The 22,478-nt window shown below is 69.8% G+C and carries 16 protein-coding genes; 2 read left to right on the top strand and 14 right to left on the bottom strand.

The genetic code is table 11. From position 1 onward, the window contains the following. Positions 1–9 precede the first annotated feature (9 nt). Positions 10–1,998: a CocE/NonD family hydrolase gene (locus tag ACIGXX_RS29810; protein ID WP_399980234.1), complete on the top strand. Its 1,989-nt coding sequence runs from the start codon at positions 10–12 to the stop codon at positions 1,996–1,998. A 6-nt stretch (positions 1,999–2,004) separates the two neighbouring features. Here the strand turns inward: ACIGXX_RS29810 and ACIGXX_RS29805 are convergent, their stop codons facing one another. The 3 genes from ACIGXX_RS29805 to ACIGXX_RS29795 form a co-directional block, all read right to left on the bottom strand. Then, on the bottom strand, positions 2,005–2,820 hold the full coding sequence (locus ACIGXX_RS29805) for an HAD family hydrolase (protein ID WP_351170263.1): 816 nt from the start codon (positions 2,818–2,820) through the stop codon (positions 2,005–2,007). 224 nt (positions 2,821–3,044) lie between these two features. After that, positions 3,045–4,247, bottom strand: a complete 1,203-nt coding sequence (locus ACIGXX_RS29800; RefSeq protein ID WP_351170260.1) for an FAD-dependent oxidoreductase — start codon at positions 4,245–4,247, stop codon at positions 3,045–3,047. A gap of 129 nt (positions 4,248–4,376) precedes the next feature. Then, positions 4,377–5,633: an ATP-grasp domain-containing protein gene (locus tag ACIGXX_RS29795; RefSeq protein ID WP_366461877.1), complete on the bottom strand. Its 1,257-nt coding sequence runs from the start codon at positions 5,631–5,633 to the stop codon at positions 4,377–4,379. Between the two features lie 193 nt (positions 5,634–5,826). Here ACIGXX_RS29795 and fahA point away from each other — a divergent pair, with 193 nt between their 5' ends. Beyond that, on the top strand, positions 5,827–7,122 hold the full coding sequence (gene fahA, locus ACIGXX_RS29790) for a fumarylacetoacetase (RefSeq protein ID WP_351170254.1): 1,296 nt from the start codon (positions 5,827–5,829) through the stop codon (positions 7,120–7,122). Between the two features lie 142 nt (positions 7,123–7,264). Here fahA and recQ read toward each other — a convergent pair whose 3' ends face one another. The 11 genes from recQ to nuoE form a co-directional block, all read right to left on the bottom strand. Continuing rightward, the gene (recQ, locus tag ACIGXX_RS29785) at positions 7,265–9,259 is read right to left on the bottom strand and encodes a DNA helicase RecQ (RefSeq protein WP_351170251.1); all 1,995 of its coding nucleotides are present in this window, start codon (positions 9,257–9,259) and stop codon (positions 7,265–7,267) included. A gap of 175 nt (positions 9,260–9,434) precedes the next feature. After that, positions 9,435–11,138, bottom strand: coding sequence for an NADH-quinone oxidoreductase subunit NuoN (nuoN, locus tag ACIGXX_RS29780; RefSeq protein WP_399980229.1), 1,704 nt, complete (start codon positions 11,136–11,138; stop codon positions 9,435–9,437). Beyond that, entirely contained in the window at positions 11,135–12,706 is a 1,572-nt protein-coding gene (locus ACIGXX_RS29775) for an NADH-quinone oxidoreductase subunit M (protein ID WP_351170245.1), read from the bottom strand. Before ACIGXX_RS29775 ends, nuoN begins: the two co-directional genes overlap by 4 nt. A gap of 5 nt (positions 12,707–12,711) precedes the next feature. Continuing rightward, entirely contained in the window at positions 12,712–14,607 is a 1,896-nt protein-coding gene (nuoL, locus tag ACIGXX_RS29770; protein ID WP_351170242.1) for an NADH-quinone oxidoreductase subunit L, read from the bottom strand. A gap of 14 nt (positions 14,608–14,621) precedes the next feature. Beyond that, positions 14,622–14,921 carry an NADH-quinone oxidoreductase subunit NuoK gene (nuoK, locus tag ACIGXX_RS29765; protein ID WP_249588397.1) on the bottom strand — a complete coding sequence of 100 codons (300 nt, stop codon included), beginning with the start codon at positions 14,919–14,921 and terminating at the stop codon, positions 14,622–14,624. Next, positions 14,918–15,733: an NADH-quinone oxidoreductase subunit J gene (locus ACIGXX_RS29760; protein ID WP_351170238.1), complete on the bottom strand. Its 816-nt coding sequence runs from the start codon at positions 15,731–15,733 to the stop codon at positions 14,918–14,920. The genes nuoK and ACIGXX_RS29760 overlap by 4 nt, the downstream gene beginning before the upstream one ends. After that, positions 15,730–16,401: an NADH-quinone oxidoreductase subunit NuoI gene (gene nuoI / locus ACIGXX_RS29755; protein ID WP_366461874.1), complete on the bottom strand. Its 672-nt coding sequence runs from the start codon at positions 16,399–16,401 to the stop codon at positions 15,730–15,732. The genes ACIGXX_RS29760 and nuoI overlap by 4 nt, the downstream gene beginning before the upstream one ends. After that, on the bottom strand, positions 16,394–17,758 hold the full coding sequence (nuoH, locus tag ACIGXX_RS29750; RefSeq protein ID WP_351170446.1) for an NADH-quinone oxidoreductase subunit NuoH: 1,365 nt from the start codon (positions 17,756–17,758) through the stop codon (positions 16,394–16,396). The genes nuoI and nuoH overlap by 8 nt, the downstream gene beginning before the upstream one ends. 8 nt (positions 17,759–17,766) lie before the next feature. Then, entirely contained in the window at positions 17,767–20,280 is a 2,514-nt protein-coding gene (locus ACIGXX_RS29745; RefSeq protein ID WP_399980222.1) for an NADH-quinone oxidoreductase subunit G, read from the bottom strand. Further along, on the bottom strand, positions 20,277–21,641 hold the full coding sequence (nuoF, locus tag ACIGXX_RS29740) for an NADH-quinone oxidoreductase subunit NuoF (RefSeq protein ID WP_361469045.1): 1,365 nt from the start codon (positions 21,639–21,641) through the stop codon (positions 20,277–20,279). The genes ACIGXX_RS29745 and nuoF overlap by 4 nt, the downstream gene beginning before the upstream one ends. Beyond that, a complete protein-coding gene (gene nuoE / locus ACIGXX_RS29735) occupies positions 21,638–22,444 on the bottom strand; it encodes an NADH-quinone oxidoreductase subunit NuoE (RefSeq protein WP_351170443.1) in 807 nt (268 codons plus the stop codon). Before nuoE ends, nuoF begins: the two co-directional genes overlap by 4 nt. Between the last annotated feature and the right edge of the window lie 34 nt (positions 22,445–22,478).

Genomic DNA, 22,478 nt, shown 5'->3' with positions numbered 1-22,478 from the left:
GTTCCCGCCATGCAGATTCGCACTTCCTTCCCGTACGAGACCACGCGCGAGGACGTCCAGGTACCCCTCCCGGACGGGACCAAGCTGTACGCGCGCGTCTGGCGCCCGGTGACGGACGAACCCGTCCCCGCGCTCCTGGAGTACCTCCCCTACCGCCTGAGCGACTGGACGGCGCCGCGCGACTTCCAGCGCCACCCCTGGTACGCGGGCCACGGCTACGCCTCCGTGCGCGTGGACGTGCGGGGCCACGGCAACTCGGAGGGCATGCCGGGCGACGAGTACGACGCCGTGGAGCTGGCGGACGGGGTCGCGGTCGTCAACTGGCTCGCCGAGCAGCCCTGGTGCACCGGCAAGGTCGGCATGTTCGGCATCTCCTGGGGCGGCTTCAACTCCCTCCAGATCGCGGCCCTGGCGCCCGAGCCGCTCAAGGCGATCATCACGGTCTGCTCCGCGGACGACCGTTATGACAACGACGTGCACTACATGGGTGGTTCCGTCCTGGCGGTGGACATGCACGCGTGGGCGGCCACGATGCTCGCCTTCGTCTCGCGCCCGCCGGACCCGCTGTTCGTCGGCGACCGCTGGCGGGACATGTGGCTGAGCCGTCTCGAAGCCGTGGACCCCTTCATCCACACCTGGCTCGACCACCAGACGCGGGACGCCTACTGGCGCCACGGCAGCGTCTGCGAGGACTACTCGGCGATCGGCGCGGCGGTCCTCGCGGTGGGCGGCTTCCACGACCCCTACCGGGACACGGTCCTGCGCCTGGTCGAGCATCTGCCGGGCGAGGTACGGGGGCTGATCGGCCCGTGGTCGCACCAGTACCCGGACCGGGGGCTGCCGCCGGGCCCCGCGATCGGCTTCCTCCAGGAGACGCTGCGCTGGTGGGACCACCACCTCAAGGGCGTCGACACGGGCATCATGGCCGAGCCGAAGCTGCGCTCCTGGATCAGCGACTCGCACCCGCCGGCGACCGTGTACGCCGAGCTGCCGGGCGGCTGGGTCGGGGACCCCTCCTGGCCGTCGCCGAACGTCACACCCACGTCCTACGCCCTCCAGGGCGCGCCCATGGTGGTGAACTCCCCCCAGCACACCGGCCTGGACGCGGGCCGCTACTTCCCCTTCGGCAACGACGCGGACCTGCCGCCGGACCAGCGCGACGAGGACGCGAAGTCGGCGTGCTTCGAGTTCGAGGTCCCCGCTGCCGTACGCATCCTGGGCCGCCCCAAGGTGACGCTGCGCCTGAAGATGGACGCCCCGTCCGGCCAGGCGATCGCGCGGGTGTGCGACGTGGCCCCGGACGGTTCGTCGACCCTGGTCACCCGGGGCGTACTGAACCTGTCGGCCCGCAACGGCCGGGACCGGGTGGATCCGTGGCCGGTGGGCGGGACGGAGGACGTGACGTTCGAGCTCAACGCGATCGGCCACACCTTCCCGCCGGGTCACAAGATCCGGCTCGCGGTGTCGTCGGCGTACTGGCCGTGGATCTGGCCGCAGGCCGAATCGGCGGGTTTCGTCCTGGACCCGGCGGGCAGCGCGCTCGAACTCCCGGTGCGGCAGGGCGATCTCGACCCTTCGATCACCTTCGAGGCTCCCGAGCAGTCGGAGCCGCTCGGGGTGGTGTACCCGGCGACGCTCGACGAGCTGCGTCCCGAGCGCCTCGTCGTACGCGATGTGGCGAAGGGCGAATGGCGCATGGAGGTGGACCCGCGCTACGGCGGTACGCGGGTCTACCCGGACGGCCTCGAATTCACCGAGGACGCGGTGGAGACGTACACGATCGACGAGTCCGACCCCCTCAGCGCCCGCACCCGCTCCGACTGGACGATCCGCCTGCACCGCCCGGAGCTGGCGTGGGACGTGTCGATCCGGTCCCGCTCGGAGATCACCTGCGACGCGGCGGACTTCATCACGTCGAACGAGGTGGTGTGCAAGGACGGGGACGAGGTGGTGTTCCACCGGACGTGGGAGAACCGCATCCCGCGGACGGCGGGCTGACGCGCCCTACCGCCGCGCCGAGAGCAGCCGCTCCAGGACGACGGCCACCCCGTCGTCCTCGTTGGACGAAGTCACCTCGTCGGCGGCCGACTTGAGGTCGGGGTGGGCGTTGGCCATGGCGACACCGCGGGCCGCCCACACGAACATCGGTACGTCGTTGGGCATGTCCCCGAAGGCGATGGTGTCCTCGGAGGTCATCCCGAGCCGCTCGGCGGCCAGCGCGAGCCCGGTCGCCTTGGTCACCCCGCGCGGCTGGAGCTCGACGGTGCCGGGCCCGGACATGGTGACGGTGGCGAGGGGCCCGACGGCGTCGCGGGCGACGGCGGCCAACTCGTCGTCGGTCAGCTCGGGATGGCGCAGGAGCACCTTGCTGATGGGCTCGGCCCAGAGCGCGTCACGCCCTCGCACGCGTACGGCGGGCAGCGTGGGGTGCGGCATCAGATAGCCGGGCTCGATGAGCGTGAGCCCGTCCACGCCGTCCTGGTCCACGGCGGCGTAGACCTGCCCGACCTCCGCCTCGATCTTCCCGAGCGCGGCCTCGGCGAGCTCGCGGTCGAGCGTCACGGACCAGACCATGCGGTCGGCCCCGGAGTCGTACAACTGCGCCCCCTGACCGCAGACGGCGAGGCCACCGCCGCCCAGATCGTCGAGGAGCGGCTTCACCCGCGGCGCGGGTCGCCCGGTCACCACCAGGTGGCGCGCCCCCGCCGCGGCCGTCGCCGCGAGCACGGCCAGCGACCGGTCGGAGACGGTGTCGTCGCCGCGCAGCAGCGTCCCGTCCAGGTCAGTGGCGATGAGTGAATATGCGAGGGGGGCAGCCATGATCCAGAGAATACGGATCCCCGGCGATGCTGAAAGCAACGTGACAGGAGCTGTGACGCGCGCAGTGCGCTGGTCGCACAACCGGCGCTCGGAGGATTCACCGGGACGAGTCGCCGCGAACCGGCTTCGGGGCGCATCCCGGCGGCCCGCCCCGCTCTTGAAGTGCGCGGAGTGTGCAGGGGCCGGAGGCGCCAGGCGTACGCCCCCTGCGCACTCCCGTCACCTCACCCGTGCACCCGCGCCAAGTGCCCCACCAGCCGCGGCGAAGCGAACTCCGTGCCGCACACGAAGCGCATCACGGGGCCGTACGACGCCGCCGCCGGAAGGCCCGTGAAGTACAGGCCCGGGACCGACGAGACGTACCCCGCGCCCAGCTTCGGCGTGCCGCGGCTCGTGGCGAGGCGGGCCCGGAGCGCGGGGCCCAGGAAGTCCATCGCGGCGATGTCGACCCGGTAGCCCGTCGCCGCTATGACGTGGTCGGCGGAGAGCTCGCGGTCCCGGCCGCCCAGGGTCTCCACCCGCAGGACGGGGCTGCCGCCCCGGACCTCCGCCGACGTCACACGGCGGACCTCGCGCGTCTCGACCTTGCCCTCGAAGCGCTCGCGCAGCCACCACGCGCCCAGCGGTCCGAGGATGCGGCGGACCAGGAAGTGGCGAGCCTGCGGGGGCAGATAGCGGTAGGGGTGGGGGTAGTAGCTGATCGCGTAGAGCGACCAGGCGCGGCCGAACGGCGACTCGGGGCGCAGCCTCGGCTGCTTCCACGGAGGCTCACCGAAGGCCACCGACCCCTTGCCGCGCGCCACCACCCGTACGTTCGCGCCCGCTTCAGCGGCGAGCGCGGCCGTCTCCAGGGCCGACTGCCCCGCGCCGACCACGATCAGCTCACGCCCCGCGAACCGCGACAGGTCGCTGTGCTGCGAACTGTGCGAGACCGGCCCTGTGGGGGTCGGCCCGTCCGGGGCGGCCGCGGCGAGCGCGGGCGGCAGCTGCGCCAGGCCCGAGAGACCGGTGGCGACGACGACCGCGCGGGCCGTGAACTGCTCGCCGGAGTCCAGCTTCAGGTCGAAGCCCGCCGTGCCCCCGCGGTCGACCGACACGACCCGCACCTGCTCCAGGTCGGGCACGAGTTTCTCCTTGAACCACTCCCCGTAGGCCACGAACGTCTCGATCGGGATGATGTCCTCGTCAGTGACCAGGCGCCGTATCCCCGCCGCGTCGCAGTAGTCCACGAGGTCGTGGCCGCGCTGCGGCGCGTCGATGTTCGAGGCCACCGGGGTCGATTTCAGGAGCATCCCCGCGGGCATGTGCGCGCGCCAGCTCACCATCGGATCGCCGAAGACCCGCACCGGAATGCCGCGCGCCCGCAGGTGGGCCGCGGTGGAGAGGCCGAACGGCCCCGCCCCGATGACTGCTACTGGATGGATCACGAAGTCCCTCCCCAGGACGTCACTTGTTGCGTGTGCCTACTTCGTGTGGTGCCGGGTCCACTGGATTCAGCTGGAACCACTGGATTCAGTTGTGGTGGCGCGCGCCGTGACGCCCGCCGTGACGGGTGGTCAGCTCGCGCTGCTGCCGCGTCTGTTCGTGCGCCAGAGCTGATACAGATGCTTCGCCCCGGGCCGCACGAAGCGCGCGAGCATCGTGAAGAACGGCTTCATGTCGTCCGCCGCGAGCCAGGCAAGCTCCGTGCCGCGCGCGTGCGGGGGCGCGTGCGGTGTGGTGTAGCCACTGCGGCGGTAGGCGAGGAGGGCGGGCAGGTCGATGTTCTCCACGACATACCGATGACCGGCGCGCTGTTCCCCCTCGGGGACCGGGCGGCCCGTCAGATGCAGGTGCATCGCACGGATGACGTCGATCCCCGACTCGTTCTCGAAGAGTCGGAACTGTGCGCCCATGCGGGGGTTGAAGTCGAGCAGTTTGTACTGACCGTCGCGCCGGTCGAAGCGCAGGTCGAGGTCGATGACGCCGGTGAAGCCGATCTGTTTGATGAAACGTGCGGCGAGGTCCGCGAGTTCCGGGTTGTCGACGACGTACGCGTTCGCCGTCATCCCCGCGTGCGGGGGCCAGGAGCGCACCTTGACGCCCGTGAAGATCGCGCGCGGCTCCGAGTCCGCGTCGAAGTACGCGTGCACGATCCAGTCCTCGGCCTGCTCCCTGGGCAGGTACTCCTGGAGTATCACTCCGGGCCGCTCGCCCCAGTCACGGGCGAGGCCGAGCAGGCCCCCGGGGGTCTCTATGCGCGTCGTCCCGTTCACCGCGGGGCGGGAGCGGCGCGTGAACGCCTCGCGGTTCTTGGCGACCACCGGGAAGACCGCCCCGGCGGCGAACTCCACTATGTCGCCGTAGCTCTCGGGGAAGCACGCGGCCGGCGAGGCTATGCCGTGCTCCACGCACAGCTCGTGCAGGCCCTGCTTGCTGGCGAGGCGACGCGGCAACTCCGGCTCCACGCGCGGGAAGAGAAACCCGGCCCCGCCCAGCGCGCCCTGGTGCTCGGCGATGAGGACGGCCGCTTCCTCGTCGGTCGGGATCAGGACCGTGGGCCTGCCGATCCGGCGCGCGACGCGCAGCATCCCCTCGACGAGCCGCTCCGGCTCCTCCGCCCCCGTGGTCGGCCAGGGAAAGGCGCGGGTGAGATGGCGCGAGGCGGCGGCCGGTGTGTAGCGGTCCTCCGTGATCGCGTACATGGGAACGCCGAGCCGCCCGAGGCTGCGGATCGCGCCCACACCTCCGTGGTGCAGCGGATAGTTGCCGAACTTCACGATCAGGCCGGGCACCTCACGGTCCACCGCGAAGGGCACGCTGTAGTTCCTCATGGCCACGGGTCCCCCCACGTGTCCCTCCGTCTGACCCGGACCCACCCCGTCCGCGTCCCCCAAAGGACGCTAAGCCGGAACTGACCACTCCAGCAAGGCTTATTCGGACATTGCGAACTCTTTAGACACTGCCCCAACCGGGGGCTTCCACGTAACGTGTGGCACACCCATATGGAAAGCGAGGCAGGTACGCATGTCCGAGCACACCCCGCTCGATCAGGGCGGAAGCGACCCTTCCGTCCGCTCCGTAAGCGACCCGTTCGCTCTCGCGGAGGGCGATCCCTTCGGGCCGCACAATCTCCCGTACGGCGTGTTCTCCCTGGCCGGGGACGCGCCCGGGACCACGGAGCGCCGGGTCGGCGTACGACTCGGTGATCACGTCCTCGACGCGGGGGCCGCGGCCGCCGCGCTCGGCTCGCCCTACGTCTCGCTGCTCGCCGGGCCCACGCTCAACCCGCTGCTCGCCGCGGGCCGCACGGCCTGGTCCGACGTGCGGCGCGCGCTCACCGCTTGGGTCACGATCCCGGCGCACCGCGAGGTCGTGCGCCCCCTGCTGCACCCGTTGTCCGAGGTCAGGCTGCACCTCCCCTTCGAGGTCGCGGACTATGTGGACTTCTACGCCTCCGAGCACCACGCGACCCACCTGGGGCAGATCTTCCGCCCTGACGCTCCGACCCCGCTGACCCCGAACTGGAAGCACCTCCCCATCGGTTACCACGGCCGGTCCGGCACCGTTGTGGTCTCTGGAACTGAAGTGGTACGCCCGTCCGGGCAGCGCAAGGCTCCCGCGGAGACCGCCCCGGTCTTCGGACCCTCCGTCCGCCTGGACATCGAGGCCGAGGTCGGCTTCGTCGTGGGTACGCCGTCGGAGCTGGGCACCCCGGTGCCGCTCGCGGACTTCCGTGACCACGTCTTCGGCCTGACCCTGCTCAACGACTGGTCGGCGCGCGACATCCAGGCCTGGGAGTACGTCCCCCTCGGGCCGTTCCTCGGCAAGTCCTTCTGCACCTCGGTCTCGGCGTGGATCACCCCCCTCGAAGCCCTGGACGCGGCGCGGGTCGCCCCTCCCGAGCGCACGCACGAACTCCTGCCCTACCTGGACGACTCGGCGGAGTCTGTCGCGGACGAGCCCGCCGGCTACGACCTGCGCATCACCGTGACCCTGAACGGCCACGTCATCTCCGAGCCGCCCTTCTCCAGCGTCTACTGGACGGCCGCCCAGCAGCTGGCCCACATGACGGCGAACGGCGCGTCCCTGCGCACGGGCGATTTGTACGGCTCGGGCACGGTCAGCGGACCTTCCGAGGGCCAGTACGGCTCCCTCATCGAGATCACCTGGAACGGCCGCGACCCGCTTGTCCTTCCGGACGGGAAGCGGACGTTCCTGGAGGACGGGGACGAGGTCACCCTCACGGCATGGGCCCCCGGGCCCGATGGCACCCGGGTGGGCCTCGGCGAGGTTTCTGGCAGGGTCGCCTCGGCGCGGTAGGACTGTCGGCCGGGGGTGAGTTCACCCCCGGCTCCCTCCGCACCTGGTTCGTCTGCGGCGCCACCGTGGCTGGTCGCGCCCACGCGGCGGAGCCGCACATGTCAGAGCCCCGCGCCCCTTTGGGGCGCTGCCCCTCGGCCGCTCAGAAGTCGTCCGGCGGCTCCGGCCACTCCTCCTCCGGCGGCTCCGGGGCCTCCCGCGGCTCCGGGGCCTGCGGGGGCGCTGCGGCCTGCTCGGGCACCGCGGCCTGCGGGGGCGGTGGAGTGGCCGCTCCGCCCAGCTCCGCGAGGACCTCAAGCACGCCCTCTCCGTACGTCGCCAGTTTCTTCTCGCCCAGGCCGCTGATGCCGCCCAGCTCCGCGAGCGACGTGGGCCGCAGTGTGGCGATCTCCCGGAGCGTGGCGTCGTGGAAGATCACGTACGCCGGCAGGCCGAGCTCCTTGGCCTGCGCGCCGCGCCATGCACGCAGCGCCTCGAACACCGGCACCGATTCCGCCGGCAGCTCGGCGACGGCCGCCGCGGACTTCGCCTTCCGCTCGCCCTTCGGGGTCTTCGCGGCGGCGGGCCGCTTCGGCTCCTTGCGCAACCGCACCTCCCGCTCCCGGCCGAGGACCGTGCCGCTCTCCTCGGTCAGGACCAGCGTGCCGTACTCCCCCTCGACCGCGAGCAGTCCCTGGGCCAGCAACTGCCGCACCACGCCCCGCCATTCGGCCTCCGCGAGCTCCTCGCCGATGCCGAAGACCGAGAGCTGGTCGTGGTCGAACTGGATGATCTTGGCGGTCTTCTTGCCGAGCAGGATGTCGATGATCTGGCCCGCGCCGAACTTCTGGCCGCGCTCGCGCTGGAGGCGCACGACCGTGGAGAGGACCTTCTGGGCCGGGACCGTGCCGTCCCAGGTCTCCGGCGGTGTCAGGCAGGTGTCGCAGTTGCCGCAGGACTGCGCGTCCGCGTCCTGGCCGAAGTACGTGAGGAGCTGGACCCGGCGGCACTGGGCGGTCTCGCACAGCGCCAGCATCGAGTCCAGGTGCGAGGCCGCCCGGCGGCGGAACGCCTCGTCCCCCTCGCTGCCCTGGATCATCTTCCGCTGCTGGACGACGTCCTGCAGGCCGTACGCCATCCAGGCCGTGGAGGGCAGGCCGTCACGGCCGGCGCGGCCCGTCTCCTGGTAGTACCCCTCGACCGACTTCGGCAGGTCGAGGTGGGCGACGAACCGGACGTCCGGCTTGTCGATGCCCATGCCGAAGGCGATCGTGGCGCAGACGACCAGGCCCTCCTCCCGCAGGAAGCGGGACTGGTGGGCGGCGCGCGTCCTGCCGTCCAGGCCCGCGTGGTACGGCACGGCCTCGATGCCGTTCTTGCAGAGGAACTCGGCGGTCTTCTCCACCGAGTTGCGCGAGAGGCAGTAGACGATGCCCGCGTCGCCCGCGTGCTCCTCTTTGAGGAAGGACAGGAGCTGCTTCTTCGGCTCGGCCTTCGGCACGATGCGGTACTGGATGTTGGGCCGGTCGAAGCTCGCCACGAAGTGCTTCGCGTCCGGCATGCCGAGCCGCTCGGTGATCTCCCGGTGCGTGGCGTGCGTCGCCGTCGCCGTCAGGGCGATCCGCGGCACGTCGGGCCAGCGCTCGCCGAGCAGCGAGAGCGCCAGATAGTCCGGGCGGAAGTCGTGGCCCCACTGCGCCACGCAGTGCGCCTCGTCGATCGCGAAGACCGAGATCTTGGCGCGGGAGAGCAGATCGAGCGTCCCCTCCAGGCGCAGCCGCTCGGGCGCCAGATACAGCACGTCGAGCTCCCCCGCGAGGAACTCGGCCTCCATCACGCGCCGCTCGTCGAAGTCCTGCGTGGAGTTGATGAACCCGGCCCGCACGCCGAGGGCCCGCAGCGCGTCCACCTGGTCCTGCATGAGTGCGATGAGGGGGGAGACGACCACGCCGGTGCCGGGCCTGACCAGGGCGGGGATCTGATAGCAGAGCGACTTGCCGCCACCGGTGGGCATCAGCACGACGGAGTCCCCGCCCGCGACCACGTGCTCGATGATCGCTTCCTGCTCACCGCGGAAGGCGTCATATCCGAAGACGCGGTGCAGCGTCCGCAGGGCGTCACTCTCCGCCACCGCGCTCTGTACGGTCACCTCGCTCATGCCACTGTTCCCATCCATCGCCCTGCCCCCGTGTGCCGCGCTTCGACCACAGACTCCACGATAGGGCTCCGCACCGACAGCTCCGGCAGTTATCCACAGGCTGCGGCCCGGCACCCCTGTCGGAGGGGATGCCGGGCCGCGGCGAGTAGAACAGGTGGGCTACCGGAGCAGGCGGCTACCGGACGAAGACCCCCGCCTGGTTCGCCAGATCCAGGAAGTACTGCGGGGCCACGCCCAGGACCAGCGTCACCGCCACGCCCACGCCGATCGCCGTCATCGTCAGCGGCGAGGGCACGGCGACGGTCGGACCGTCCGCCTTCGGCTCGCTGAAGAACATGAGCACGATCACACGGATGTAGAAGAACGCCGCGATCGCGGACGAGATCACACCGACCACGACAAGCGCACCGGCGCCGCCCTCGGCCGCCGCCTTGAAGACCGCGAACTTTCCGGAGAACCCGGAGGTCAGCGGAATGCCGGCGAAGGCGAGCAGGAACACCGCGAAGACGGCGGCGACCAGCGGCGAGCGCCGGCCGAGCCCCGCCCACTTCGACAGGTGCGTGGCCTCGCCGCCCGCGTCCCGCACCAGCGTGACCACGGCGAACGCGCCGATCGTCACGAAGGAGTAGGCCGCCAGGTAGAAGAGGACCGACGAGATGCCGTCCGGGGTCATGGCGATGACACCGGCGAGGATGAAGCCCGCGTGGGCGATCGAGGAGTACGCGAGCAGCCGCTTGATGTCGGTCTGGGTGATCGCGACGATCGCACCGGCCAGCATCGTGAGGATCACGACGCCCCACATCACGGGCCGCCAGTCCCAGCGCAGCCCCGGCAGGACCACGTACAGGAGCCGGAGCAGCGCGCCGAAGGCGGCCACCTTGGTCGCCGCGGCCATGAAGCCGGTGACCGGGGTGGGCGCTCCCTGGTACACGTCGGGCGTCCACATGTGGAACGGCACCGCGCCCACCTTGAAGAGCAGGCCCATGACGATCATCGCGGCGCCGATCAGGAGCAGCGCGTCGTTGCCCATGGTGTCGGCGAGCGCCGGGTTCACCGTCTGGATGCTGCCGTCGACGATCTTCGCGATGGTGCCGTACGACACCGAGCCCGCGTACCCGTACAGCAGGGCGATCCCGAAGAGCAGGAACGCCGAGGAGAACGAGCCGAGCAGGAAGTACTTGACGGCGGCTTCCTGCGACATCAGGCGCTTGCGGCGGGCGAGCGCGCAGAGCAGGTAGAGCGGCAGCGAGAAGACCTCGAGGGCGATGAAGAGCGTCAGGAGGTCGTTCGCCGACGGGAAGACGAGCATCCCGCCGATCGCGAAGAGGGCCAGCGGGAACACCTCTGTGGTGGTGAACCCGGCCTTCATGGCGGCCTTCTCGCCCTCGCTGCCCGGTGTGGAACCGGCCTGCGCGGCGAACGAGTCGACGCGTCCCCAAGCTCTCAACTTCGTTCGAGCAGGGGAGGCCCCAACGCCATGCGTCACCGGATCGAGCCGCCGCTCCGCGAAGGTGAAGATCGCGACGAGTCCCGCGAGGAGGATCGTGCCCTGCAGGAAGAGCGCGGGTCCGTCGACCGCGATCGCGCCCATGGCGGCGATGTGCGCCTTCGTCGTGCCGTACCCAGTGGTCGCGAGGCCGACGACCGCGGCGAAGGCCGCGGTGAGGGCGACGACGGCCACGAACACCTGCGCGTAGTAACGGGACTTGCGCGGTACGAAGGCCTCGATGAGGATCCCGAGGACCGCCGCGCCGATGACGATCAACGTCGGTGACAGCTGCGCGTACTCGATCGTGGGAGTGTCGATCTTGTCGATCTGATCTTGGGGCGCCGCGGCCGACGCCATTGTCCACAGGCTGTGGACGGCTGATGCGCTCACTTGGCCGCCTCCACGTCGGGCTTCGGGTCCTTCTGCTGTACGTCGGACATGGTGTGCTTGACCGCCGGGTTCACCAGGTCGGTGAGCGGCTTCGGATAGACACCGAGGCCGATCAAGAGCGCGATCAGCGGTGCGACGACCACGAGTTCACGTACCCGCAGGTCCGGCATGGCCGAGACCTCCGGCTTCACCGGGCCCGTCATCGTCCGCTGGTAGAGGACGAGGGTGTAGAGCGCGGCGAGCACGATGCCGATGGTGGCGATGATCCCGACCACGGGATAGCGCGCGAACGCGCCGACCAGGACCAGGAATTCACTGACGAACGGGGCGAGTCCCGGCAGCGAGAGCGTCGCGAGACCGCCGATCAGGAAGGTGCCCGCGAGCACCGGGGCGACCTTCTGCACCCCTCCGTAGTCCGCGATGAGCCGCGAACCGCGCCGCGAGATCAGGAAGCCGGCCACCAGCATCAGCGCGGCGGTCGAGATCCCGTGGTTGACCATGTAGAGCGTCGCGCCGGACTGCCCCTGGGAGGTCATCGCGAAGATGCCGAGAATGATGAACCCGAAGTGCGAGATCGACGCGTAGGCCACCAGGCGCTTGATGTCGCGCTGGCCGACCGCGAGCAGCGCGCCGTAGATGATGCTGACCAGCGCGAGCACGAGGATGACCGGCGTCGCCCACTTGCTCGCCTCGGGGAAGAGCCCGAGGCAGAACCGCAGCATCGCGAAGGTGCCGACCTTGTCGACCACGGCCGTGATCAGGACGGCGACCGGGGCCGTGGACTCGCCCATCGCGTTCGGCAGCCAGGTGTGCAGCGGCCACAGGGGCGCCTTCACCGCGAAGGCGAAGAAGAAGCCGAGGAAGAGCAGCCGCTCGGTGTTGGTCGCCATGTCCAGCGAGCCGTTGGCCCGCGCCTCGGCGATCTCCTGGAGCGAGAAGTTCCCCGCCACCACGTAGAGACCGATGACGGCGGCCAGCATGATCAGGCCGCCGACCAGGTTGTAGAGGAGGAACTTCACGGCCGCGTACGAGCGTTGCGCCGAGGCCTTCTCGTCGCTGCCCGCGTGGGCACGGTCCCCGAAGCCGCCGATGAGGAAGTACATCGGGATGAGCATGGCTTCGAAGAAGATGTAGAAGAGGAAGACGTCGGTGGCCGCGAAGGAGATGATCACCATCGCCTCGACGGCGAGGATCAGGGCGAAGAAGCCCTGAGTCGGCCGCCAGCGCGAGGACTTCGTCTCCAGGGGGTCGGCGTCGTGCCAGCCTGCCAGGATGATGAAGGGCATCAGGAGTGCGGTGAGCGCGATGAGGGCGACACCGATGCCGTCCACCCCGAGCTCGTACCGCACCCCGAACTCCGCGATCCAGGCGCGGGACTCGGTCAGTTGGTAGCGGGATCCGTCGGGGTCGAACCGCACGAGCACGGTCACGGCGAGCGCGAGCGTGGCGAGCGACACGAGCAGCGCGAGCCACTTGGCGGCGGTCCGCCGGGCGGCCGGGACGGCCGCCGTGGCGATCGCACCGATCGCGGGCAGGGCCGCCGTCGCTGTCAGCAGAGGAAAGGACATCGGTATCAGACCGCCCTCATCAGCAGGGTCGCGGCGATGAGTACCGCAACGCCGCCGAACATCGAGACCGCGTAGGAGCGGGCATAGCCGTTCTGCATCTTGCGCAGCCGTCCGGAGAGCCCGCCGACCGAGGCCGCCGTGCCGTTGACGACTCCGTCGACCAGGGTGTGGTCGACGTAGACCAGGGAGCGGGTGAGGTGCTCTCCGCCGCGGACCAGGACGACGTGGTTGAAGTCGTCCTGGAGGAGATCGCGCCGGGCCGCCCGGGTGAGCAGCGAACCTCGCGGGGCGGTGACCGGGACGGGCTTGCGGCCGTACTGGACGTAGGCCAGGGCCACACCGATGAGCAGGACCACCATGGTGGCGCCGGTGACCGTGGTGGCGCTCAGCGGCGAGTGGCCGTGGTCGTGGTGGGTGACCGGCTCCAGCCAGTGCATGAAGCGGTCGCCGATGCTGAAGAAGCCACCGGCGAAGACCGACCCGAAGGCGAGCACGATCATCGGGATCGTCATGGACCTGGGCGACTCGTGCGGGTGCGGCTCGTTGCCGTCCGCGTCCGGCTGCCAGCGCTTCTCTCCGAAGAAGGTCATGATCATGACGCGCGTCATGTAGAACGCGGTGATCGCGGCGCCGAGCAGCGCTACCGAGCCGAGGATCCAGCCCTCCGTGCCGCCCTTGGCGAACGCCGCCTCGATGATCTTGTCCTTGGAGAAGAAGCCGGACAGACCGGGGAAGCCGATGATCGCCAGATAACCGAGCCCGAAGGTCACGAAGGTGACCGGCATGTACTTCCTGAGGCCGCCGTACTTCCTCATGTCGACCTCGTCGTTCATGCCGTGCATGACCGAACCGGCCCCGAGGAAGAGCCCGGCCTTGAAGAAGCCGTGCGTCACCAGGTGCATGATCGCGAAGACGTAGCCGATGGGGCCGAGGCCCGCGGCCAGGATCATGTACCCGATCTGGGACATCGTCGACCCGGCGAGGGCCTTCTTGATGTCGTCCTTCGCGCAACCGACGATCGCACCGAAGAGGAGCGTGACCGCACCGACGACGGTGACGACCAGCTGTGCGTCCGGTGCGGCGTTGAAGATCTCGCCGGAGCGGACGATCAAGTACACGCCCGCGGTCACCATCGTCGCCGCGTGGATGAGGGCCGAGACCGGGGTCGGGCCCTCCATCGCGTCGCCGAGCCAGGACTGGAGCGGCACCTGGGCCGACTTGCCGCAGGCCGCGAGCAGCAGCATCAGGCCGATGGCCGTCAGCTTGCCCTCCGACGTCTCACCGGTGGCCTCCAGGACAGGACCGAAGGCGAAGGTCCCGAAGGTGGTGAACATCAGCATGATGGCGATCGAGAGGCCCATGTCGCCGACCCTGTTGACCAGGAAGGCCTTCTTCGCGGCGGTGGCCGCGCTGGGCTTGTGCTGCCAGAAGCCGATCAGGAGGTACGAGGCAAGACCGACGCCCTCCCATCCGACGTACAGGAGGAGGTAGTTGTCGGCGAGGACCAGGATGAGCATCGCCGCGAGGAACAGGTTCAGGTAGCCGAAGAAGCGGCGGCGCCGCTCGTCGTGCTCCATGTACCCGATGGAGTAGATGTGGATCAGTGTGCCGACACCGGAGATCAGCAGGACGAACGTCATCGACAGCTGGTCCAGCTGGAAGGCGATGTCCGCCTGGAAGCCCTCCACGGGGATCCAGCTGAACAGGTGCTGCGACAGGGAGCGCTCCTCGGCGCCCTTGCCCAGCATGTCGGCGAAGAGCACGACGCCGACGACGAAGGAGGCGGCCGCGAGCAGCGTGCCGAGCCAGTGGCCCACACGGTCCAATCGCCGCCCGCCGCACAGCAGTACGGCCGCTCCGAGCAGAGGCGCCGCTACGAGCAGCGCGATCAGGTTCTCCACTTTTCAGCGACCCCTTACAGCTTCATCAGGCTGGCGTCGTCGACCGAGGCCGAGTGACGGGAGCGGAACAGCGACACGATGATCGCGAGGCCGACCACGACTTCCGCCGCGGCGACGACCATCGTGAAGAACGCGATGATCTGGCCGTCGAGATTGCCGTGCAGCCGGGAGAAGGCGACAAAGGCGAGGTTGCACGCGTTGAGCATCAGCTCGATACACATGAAGACCACGATCGCGTTCCGCCTGATCAGCACGCCGGTGGCGCCGATCGAGAACAACAGCGCCGCGAGATACAGGTAGTTGACCGGATTCACTTCGACGCCTCCTCGCTCTTGGGCGACCGCTCGAGGCGCTCCGTGGAGCGCTGTTCGAGGGCCCGCAGGTCGTCCAGCGCCTCGGCGGACACATCGCGGATCTGGCCGCGCTCACGCAGCGTCTTGTTGACCGTGAGCTCCGACGGGGTGCCGTCGGGGAGCAGTCCGGCGACGTCCACGGCGTTGTGCCGGGCGTAGACACCGGGGGCGGGCAGCGGCGGGAGGTGCTTGCCGCGCACGCGCTCCTCGGACATCTCGCGCTGCGTCTTGGCGCGCTCCGTGCGCTCGCGGTGGGTGAGCACCATCGCGCCGACGGTGGCGGTGATGAGCAGTGCGCCGGTGATCTCGAAGGCGAAGACGTACTTCGTGAAGATGCTCTCGGCGAGGCCCTCCACGTTGCCGCCCGCGTTCGCCTTGCCGAGGCCCGCGAACTCGTTCACCGAGGCGTTCCCGATCCCCGCGAAGAGCAGGATGGCGAAGCCGAAGCCGCAGAGGCCGGCCAGCCAGCGCTGCCCCTTGATGGTCTCCTTCAGGGAGTCGGCGGCGGTGACACCGACGAGCATGACCACGAAGAGGAAGAGCATCATGATCGCGCCGGTGTAGACGACGACCTGGACGATGCCCAGGAAGTACGCCCCGTTGGCGAGGTAGAAGACCGCCAGGATGATCATGGTCCCGGCGAGGCAGAGCGCGCTGTGCACGGCCTTCTTCATGAGGATCGTGCACAGGGCTCCGATCACGGCGACCGTGCCGAGCACCCAGAACTGGACGGCCTCACCGGTGGATGTGGTGTAGGCGGCGAGCTGCGTCATCGGCGGATCACCTTCTCCGACGCGGGCTCGGAGTCCCCGAAGGTGGAGGCGGCCTCCTGGGGCGTCTCCCCCTTGGAGAGGGCGACTTGGGGAACCGTGCCGGGCGCCGCTTCCGTCACCAGACCGCGGTAGTAGTCCTGCTCGTCCGTGCCCGGGAAGATCGAGTGCGGTGACTCGACCATGCCTTCCTCCAGGCCGGCGAGCAGCTGCTCCTTGGTGAAGATGAGCTTCTCGCGGCTGCTGTCGGCCAGCTCGAACTCGTTCGTCATCGTCAACGCGCGCGTGGGGCACGCCTCGATGCACAGGCCGCACAGGATGCAGCGGGCGTAGTTGATCTGGTAGACGCGGCCGTACCGCTCGCCCGGGGAGTAGCGCTCCTCCTCGGTGTTGTCCGCGCCCTCCACATAGATCGCGTCCGCGGGGCAGGCCCAGGCGCAGAGCTCACAGCCGATGCACTTCTCCAGGCCGTCCGGATGGCGATTGAGCTGGTGCCTGCCGTGGAAGCGGGGAGCGGTGGTCTTCTCCTGCTCCGGATACTGCTCGGTCAGCCGCTTCTTGAACATGGCCTTGAAGGTCACGCCGAAGCCCGCGACGGGGTTCTGGAACCCCTGCTTCGATTGGTTCGACTCGTGCTGCGACTGGTGTGACTCTTTCTTCGACTCAGCCATCGGACGCCTCCTTTCCGTCACTGCGGGTTCCGTCACTTTGAGTATCCGGCCCACCACTGACAATCAACTCCCGCTCCTGGCGCGAGCGTCGGCGCGGCACGGGCGGCAGACTCTGGCCGGGCAGCGGCGGAACCGGGAATCCGCCCGCCATCGGGTCGAAGGCGACCGGCTCCTCCTCGGCTGCCGCTTCCTTCTCGCGCTTGTCGCGGAAGATGTCGACGACCACGGAGAGCAACAGGAGCGCGATGACCCCGCCGCCCACATAGAGCGCGATCGAGGTGAAGTCGTACTCCTCGTTCCGCATCGCCCTGACCGTCGCCACGAGCATCAGCCAGACGACCGAGACCGGGATCAGGACCTTCCAGCCGAGCTTCATCAGCTGGTCGTAGCGGACGCGTGGCAGCGTGCCGCGCAGCCAGATGAAGAAGAACAGCAGCAGCTGGACCTTGATCACGAACCAGAGCATCGGCCACCAGCCGTGGTTCGCGCCCTCCCAGAAGGTGCTGATCGGGTACGGGGCCCGCCAGCCGCCCAGGAAGAGGGTGACCGAGACCGCCGAGACGGTGACCATGTTGACGTACTCGGCGAGCATGAACAGCGCGAACTTGATCGACGAGTACTCGGTGTTGAAGCCGCCGACGAGGTCGCCCTCGGACTCCGGCATGTCGAACGGCGCGCGGTTGGTCTCACCGATCATCGTCACGATGTAGATCAGGAACGAGACCGGAAGCAGCAGGACGTACCAGCGGTCCGCCTGCGCCTCCACGATCGCCGAGGTCGACATCGACCCGGAGTAGAGGAACACCGAGGCGAACGCGGCGCCCATCGCGATCTCGTACGAGATCATCTGCGCGCAGGAGCGCAGGCCGCCCAGGAGCGGATAGGTCGAACCGGAGCTCCAGCCCGCGAGCACGATGCCGTAGATGCCGACCGAGGCGACCGCGAGGATGTAGAGCATCGCGATCGGCAGGTCGGTGAGCTGCATCGTCGTACGCTGGCCGAAGATCGAGATCTCGTTGCCCGCGGGCCCGAAGGGGATCACCGCGATGGCCATGAAGGCCGGGATCGCCGCGACGATCGGGGCAAGGATGTAGACCACCTTGTCCGCGCGCTTGACGATCAGGTCTTCCTTGAGCATCAGCTTGATGCCGTCCGCGAGGGACTGCAGCATGCCCCAGGGGCCGTGCCGGTTGGGCCCGATGCGCAGCTGCATCCAGGCGACGACCTTGCGCTCCCAGACGATGGAGAAGAGCACCGTCACCATCAGGAACGCGAAGCAGAAGACCGCCTTGACGGCCACCAGCCACCACGGGTCACGGCCGAACATGGACAGGTCTTCCGCCGCAAGCGGCACCATGTGGTGCATCACGACGTCACCTCCGGGGCCTCAGAGGGCTCCGGCAGGAGCGCCGGGCCGATGCGGACGAGGTCGCCGGGGCGCGCGCCGGTGTCGGAAGTGACGCCTCCCCCGGTCGAGTTCAGCGGCAGCCACACCACGCGGTCGGGCATCTCGGTGACCTGGAGCGGCAGTTCCGTCGCCCCCGCGGGGCCGGTGACCGCGAGGACGTCGCCGTCCTTGACGCCCGCCTCGGCCGCGGTGGCCGCCGAGAGCCTGGCGACCGCGGCGTGCCGCGTGCCGGCGAGCGCCTCGTCGCCCTCCTGGAGGCGGCCCTGGTCGAGCAGCAGCCGGTGCCCCGCGAGAACGGCCTCTCCGGAGGCGGGCCGTGGCGGCTGAGCCGCCGTCTCCTGGGGGTCGCCGACGTGCTGGCCGTCCCAGCCGCCGAGCCGGTCCAGCTCGCGCCGGGCACTGGCCAGGTCGGGCAGACCCAGGTGCACGTCCCCGGCGTCGGCCAGCATGTGCAGCACACGCGCGTCCGTCGGGGCCAGCGTGCGCGTCATCTGGTCCGGCTTGAGCGCGGCGTCGAACATCCGCGCCCTGCCCTCCCAGTTGAGGAAGGTGCCGGGCTTCTCCGCGACCGCCGCCACGGGCAGTACGACGTCGGCGTGCTCGGTGACCTCGCTGGGCCGCAGCTCCAGGGAGACCAGGAAGCCGACCTCGGAGAGAGCTTCACGCGCGCGTGCCGGGTCGGGAAGGTCGGCGACCTCCACGCCCGCCACGAGCAGCGCACGCAGTTCGCCGGTGGCCGCGGCCTCGATGATCTGGCCCGTGTCACGGCCGTAGCGGTGCGGGAGTTCGGCGACGCGCCAGGCGGTGGCCACCTCGTCCCGCGCGCGCGGGTCGGTGGACGGACGCCCGCCGGGCAGCAGCGAAGGCAGCGCGCCCGCCTCGACGGCGCCGCGCTCCCCCGCCCGGCGCGGAATCCACACCAGGCGCGCACCGGTCGCGGACGCGGCCCGTACGGCGGCGGTGAGCCCGCCCGCCACGGCGGCGAGCCGCTCGCCGACCACGATCACCGCGCCCGAAGTGCGCAGCGCATCGGCCGCCTTGGCACCGTCACCCTCGAGACCGGCTCCGCCGGCCAGGGCGTCGAGCCACTGCGTCTCGGTGCCCGGAGCAGCGGGCAGCAGCGTGCCGCCCGCCTTCTCCAGGCCCCGGGTCTGATGCGTCGCGAGCGAGAACGTCCGCTGGCCGTGCTTGCGCCAGGCCTTGCGCAGACGCAGGAAGACCCCGGGCGCCTCTTCCTCGGACTCGAGCCCGACGAGCAGGACGGCGGGTGCCTTCTCCATTTCCGCGTACGTGACTCCGGTGCCGTCGAGATCCCGGCCCCGGCCCGCGACCCGGGCGGCGAGGAAGTCGGCCTCCTCGCTGCTGTGCACGCGCGCGCGGAAGTCGATGTCGTTCGTGTCGAGCGCCACGCGCGCGTACTTGCTGTACGCGTAGGCGTCCTCCACGGTGAGGCGACCGCCGGTCAGCACACCGGCCCGGCCGCGCGCGGCGGCGAGCCCGGTGGCCGCGGCCTCGAGCGCCTCGGGCCAGCTTGCGGTCTCCAGCTCACCTGTCGCGGAGTTGCGCACCAGCGGCGTGGTGAGGCGATCCGGCTTCTGCGCGTAACGGAAGCCGAAGCGCCCCTTGTCGCAGAGCCACTCCTCGTTGACCTCGGGGTCGTCGGCGGCGAGGCGCCGCATGACCTTGCCGCGCCGGTGGTCGGTGCGCGTCGCGCAGCCGCCCGCGCAGTGCTCGCAGACCGACGGCGACGACACCAGGTCGAAGGGCCGGGAGCGGAAGCGATACGCCGCCGAGGTCAGCGCGCCGACCGGGCAGATCTGGATGGTGTTGCCGGAGAAGTACGACTCGAAGGGGTCGCCCTCGCCCGTGCCGACCTGCTGGAGCGCGCCGCGCTCCAGCAGCTCGATCATCGGGTCGCCCGCGATCTGGTTGGAGAAGCGGGTGCAGCGCGCGCAGAGCACACACCGCTCGCGGTCGAGAAGCACCTGCGTGGAGATCGGCACCGGCTTCTCGAACGTCCGCTTCTTGCCCTCGAAGCGGGTGTCCGTGTCGCCGACCTGCATCGCCTGGTTCTGCAGGGGGCACTCGCCGCCCTTGTCGCAGACCGGGCAGTCCAACGGGTGGTTGATGAGGAGCAGCTCCATCACACCGCGCTGGGCCTTCTCGGCGACCGGCGAGGAGAGCTGCGACTTCACGACCATGCCGTCGGTGCAGGTGATGGTGCAGGAGGCCATCGGCTTGCGCTGGCCCTCCACCTCGACGATGCACTGGCGGCAGGCGCCCGCGGGATCGAGCAGCGGGTGGTCGCAGAACCGGGGGATCTCGATGCCGAGGAGCTCGGCGGCCCGGATCACCAACGTCCCCTTCGGGACGCTGATCTCGATGCCGTCGATCGTCAGCGACACGAGGTCTTCCGGCGGAACGGCCGGCTCGCCCCCTCCGGAGGGAGCGCTGTTGGTGGTCACTGTCATGCGTTCACCTCCGAATGTGCGGCGGGCCGGTCGGCCCAGAGAGTCGACTTGGCCGGGTCGAAGGGGCAGCCCTTGCCGGTGATGTGCTCCTCGTACTCCTCGCGGAAGTACTTGAGCGAGGAGAAGATCGGCGAGGCGGCGCCGTCACCGAGGGCGCAGAAGGACTTGCCGTTGATGTTGTCGGCGATGTCGTTCAGCTTGTCCAGGTCGGACATGACGCCCTTGCCGGCCTCGATGTCGCGCAGCAACTGCACCAGCCAGTACGTTCCTTCGCGGCAGGGCGTGCACTTGCCGCAGGACTCGTGGGCGTAGAACTCGGTCCAGCGCGTGACCGCCCGCACGACGCAGGTCGTCTCGTCGAAGCACTGGAGCGCCTTCGTGCCCAGCATCGAACCGGCGGCGCCCACGCCCTCGTAGTCCAGGGGGACGTCGAGGTGCTCGTCGGTGAACATCGGCGTCGAAGAGCCGCCCGGCGTCCAGAACTTGAGCCGGTGGCCCGCCCTGATCCCGCCGCTCATGTCGAGCAGCTGGCGCAGCGTGATGCCCAGCGGCGCCTCGTACTGACCGGGGCTCGTGACGTGGCCGCTCAGCGAATAGAGCGTGAAGCCGGGGGACTTCTCGCTCCCCATCGACTTGAACCAGTCTTTTCCGCGATTCAGGATCGCGGGAACCGACGCGATGGACTCGACGTTATTGACGACAGTGGGGCATGCGTAGAGGCCCGCGACGGCAGGGAAAGGGGGACGCAGTCGCGGCTGGCCACGGCGGCCTTCGAGCGAGTCGAGCAGCGCGGTCTCCTCACCACAGATGTACGCGCCCGCGCCCGCGTGCACGGTGAGTTCGAGGTCGAGTCCGCTGCCCAGGATGTTCTCGCCCAGGAATCCCGCCTCTTTCGCCTCACGCACGGCCTCGTGCAGCCGTCGGAGCACGGGGACGACTTCACCACGCAGGTAGATGAAGGCATGCGACGAGCGGATCGCGTAACAGGCGATCACAATGCCCTCGATGAGGCTATGCGGGTTCGCGAAGAGGAGCGGGATGTCCTTGCAGGTCCCCGGCTCCGATTCGTCGGCGTTGACAACTAGATAGTGAGGCTTTCCGTCTCCCTGCGGAATGAACTGCCATTTCATTCCGGTGGGGAATCCCGCGCCGCCCCGGCCGCGCAGACCGGAGTCCTTCACGTACGCGATGAGGTCGTCCGGCGCCATGGCCAGGGCTTTGCGCAGACCCTCGTACCCCTCGTGCCGCCGGTAGGTCTCCAGCGTCCAGGACTTCTCCTCGTCCCAGAACGCCGAGAGCACCGGCGCGAGCAGTTTCTCGGGGCTTGTCTCGTGGTCGATCTCGGCTGCCAAGGTCATCACTCCCCCTCCTCGGCGGTCGGTCCGGCCGGGTGGGCCGGGTCGGATGCCGAGGTCTCCTGCGGTGCGTCGTGCGAGCTGAGGTGCTCGGCAGGCGCCTCGTCCTGCGGACCGCCCGTGCGCGGGTGGACCACGCGCGGCTGCGGCAAGTCGCCCTTGGCCAGGCGGAGTCCGATCAGCGACGCGGGGCCCGCGCCGCCGCTCGCCTCGACGGCGCCCGCGCGCTCGTCCGGGAATCCGGCCAGAATCCGGGCCGTCTCCTTGTACGTGCACAAGGGGGCGCCGCGGGTCGGCTCGACCTGCACGCCCGCGCGCAGGTCGTCGACGAGCCGCTTGGCGGTCTCGGGAGTCTGGTTGTCGAAGAACTCCCAGTTGACCATCACGACGGGGGCGAAGTCGCAGGCCGCGTTGCACTCGATGTGCTCCAGCGTGACCTTGCCGTCCTCCGTGGTCCCTTCGTTGCCGACCCCCAGGTGCTCCTGGAGCTGCTCGAAGATCGCGTCGCCGCCCATGACGGCGCACAACGTGTTGGTGCAGACGCCGACTTGGTAGTCGCCGGAGGGCTTGCGCCGGTACATCGTGTAGAAGGTCGCGACCGCGGTGACCTCGGCGGTGGTCAGGCCGAGCACCTCCGCGCAGAAGGCCATGCCCGTGCGCGTGACGTAGCCCTCCTCCGCCTGCACCAGGTGCAGCAGCGGAAGCAGCGCGGACCGGGAGTCCGGGTAGCGGGAGATGACCTCCTTGGCGTCCGCGTCGAGCCTGGCCCGTACGTCGGCCGGGAAGTCGGGGGCGGGGAGTTGGGGCATGCCCAGGCTGACGCCCGTGCCCTGCTGGGGAGTG

Source organism: Streptomyces sp. NPDC055243, from assembly GCF_044544025.1.
Classification (GTDB): domain Bacteria; phylum Actinomycetota; class Actinomycetes; order Streptomycetales; family Streptomycetaceae; genus Streptomyces.
The sequence above is the reverse complement of the archived record's forward strand: the minus strand, read 5'-3'. Positions and strand labels throughout refer to the sequence as shown.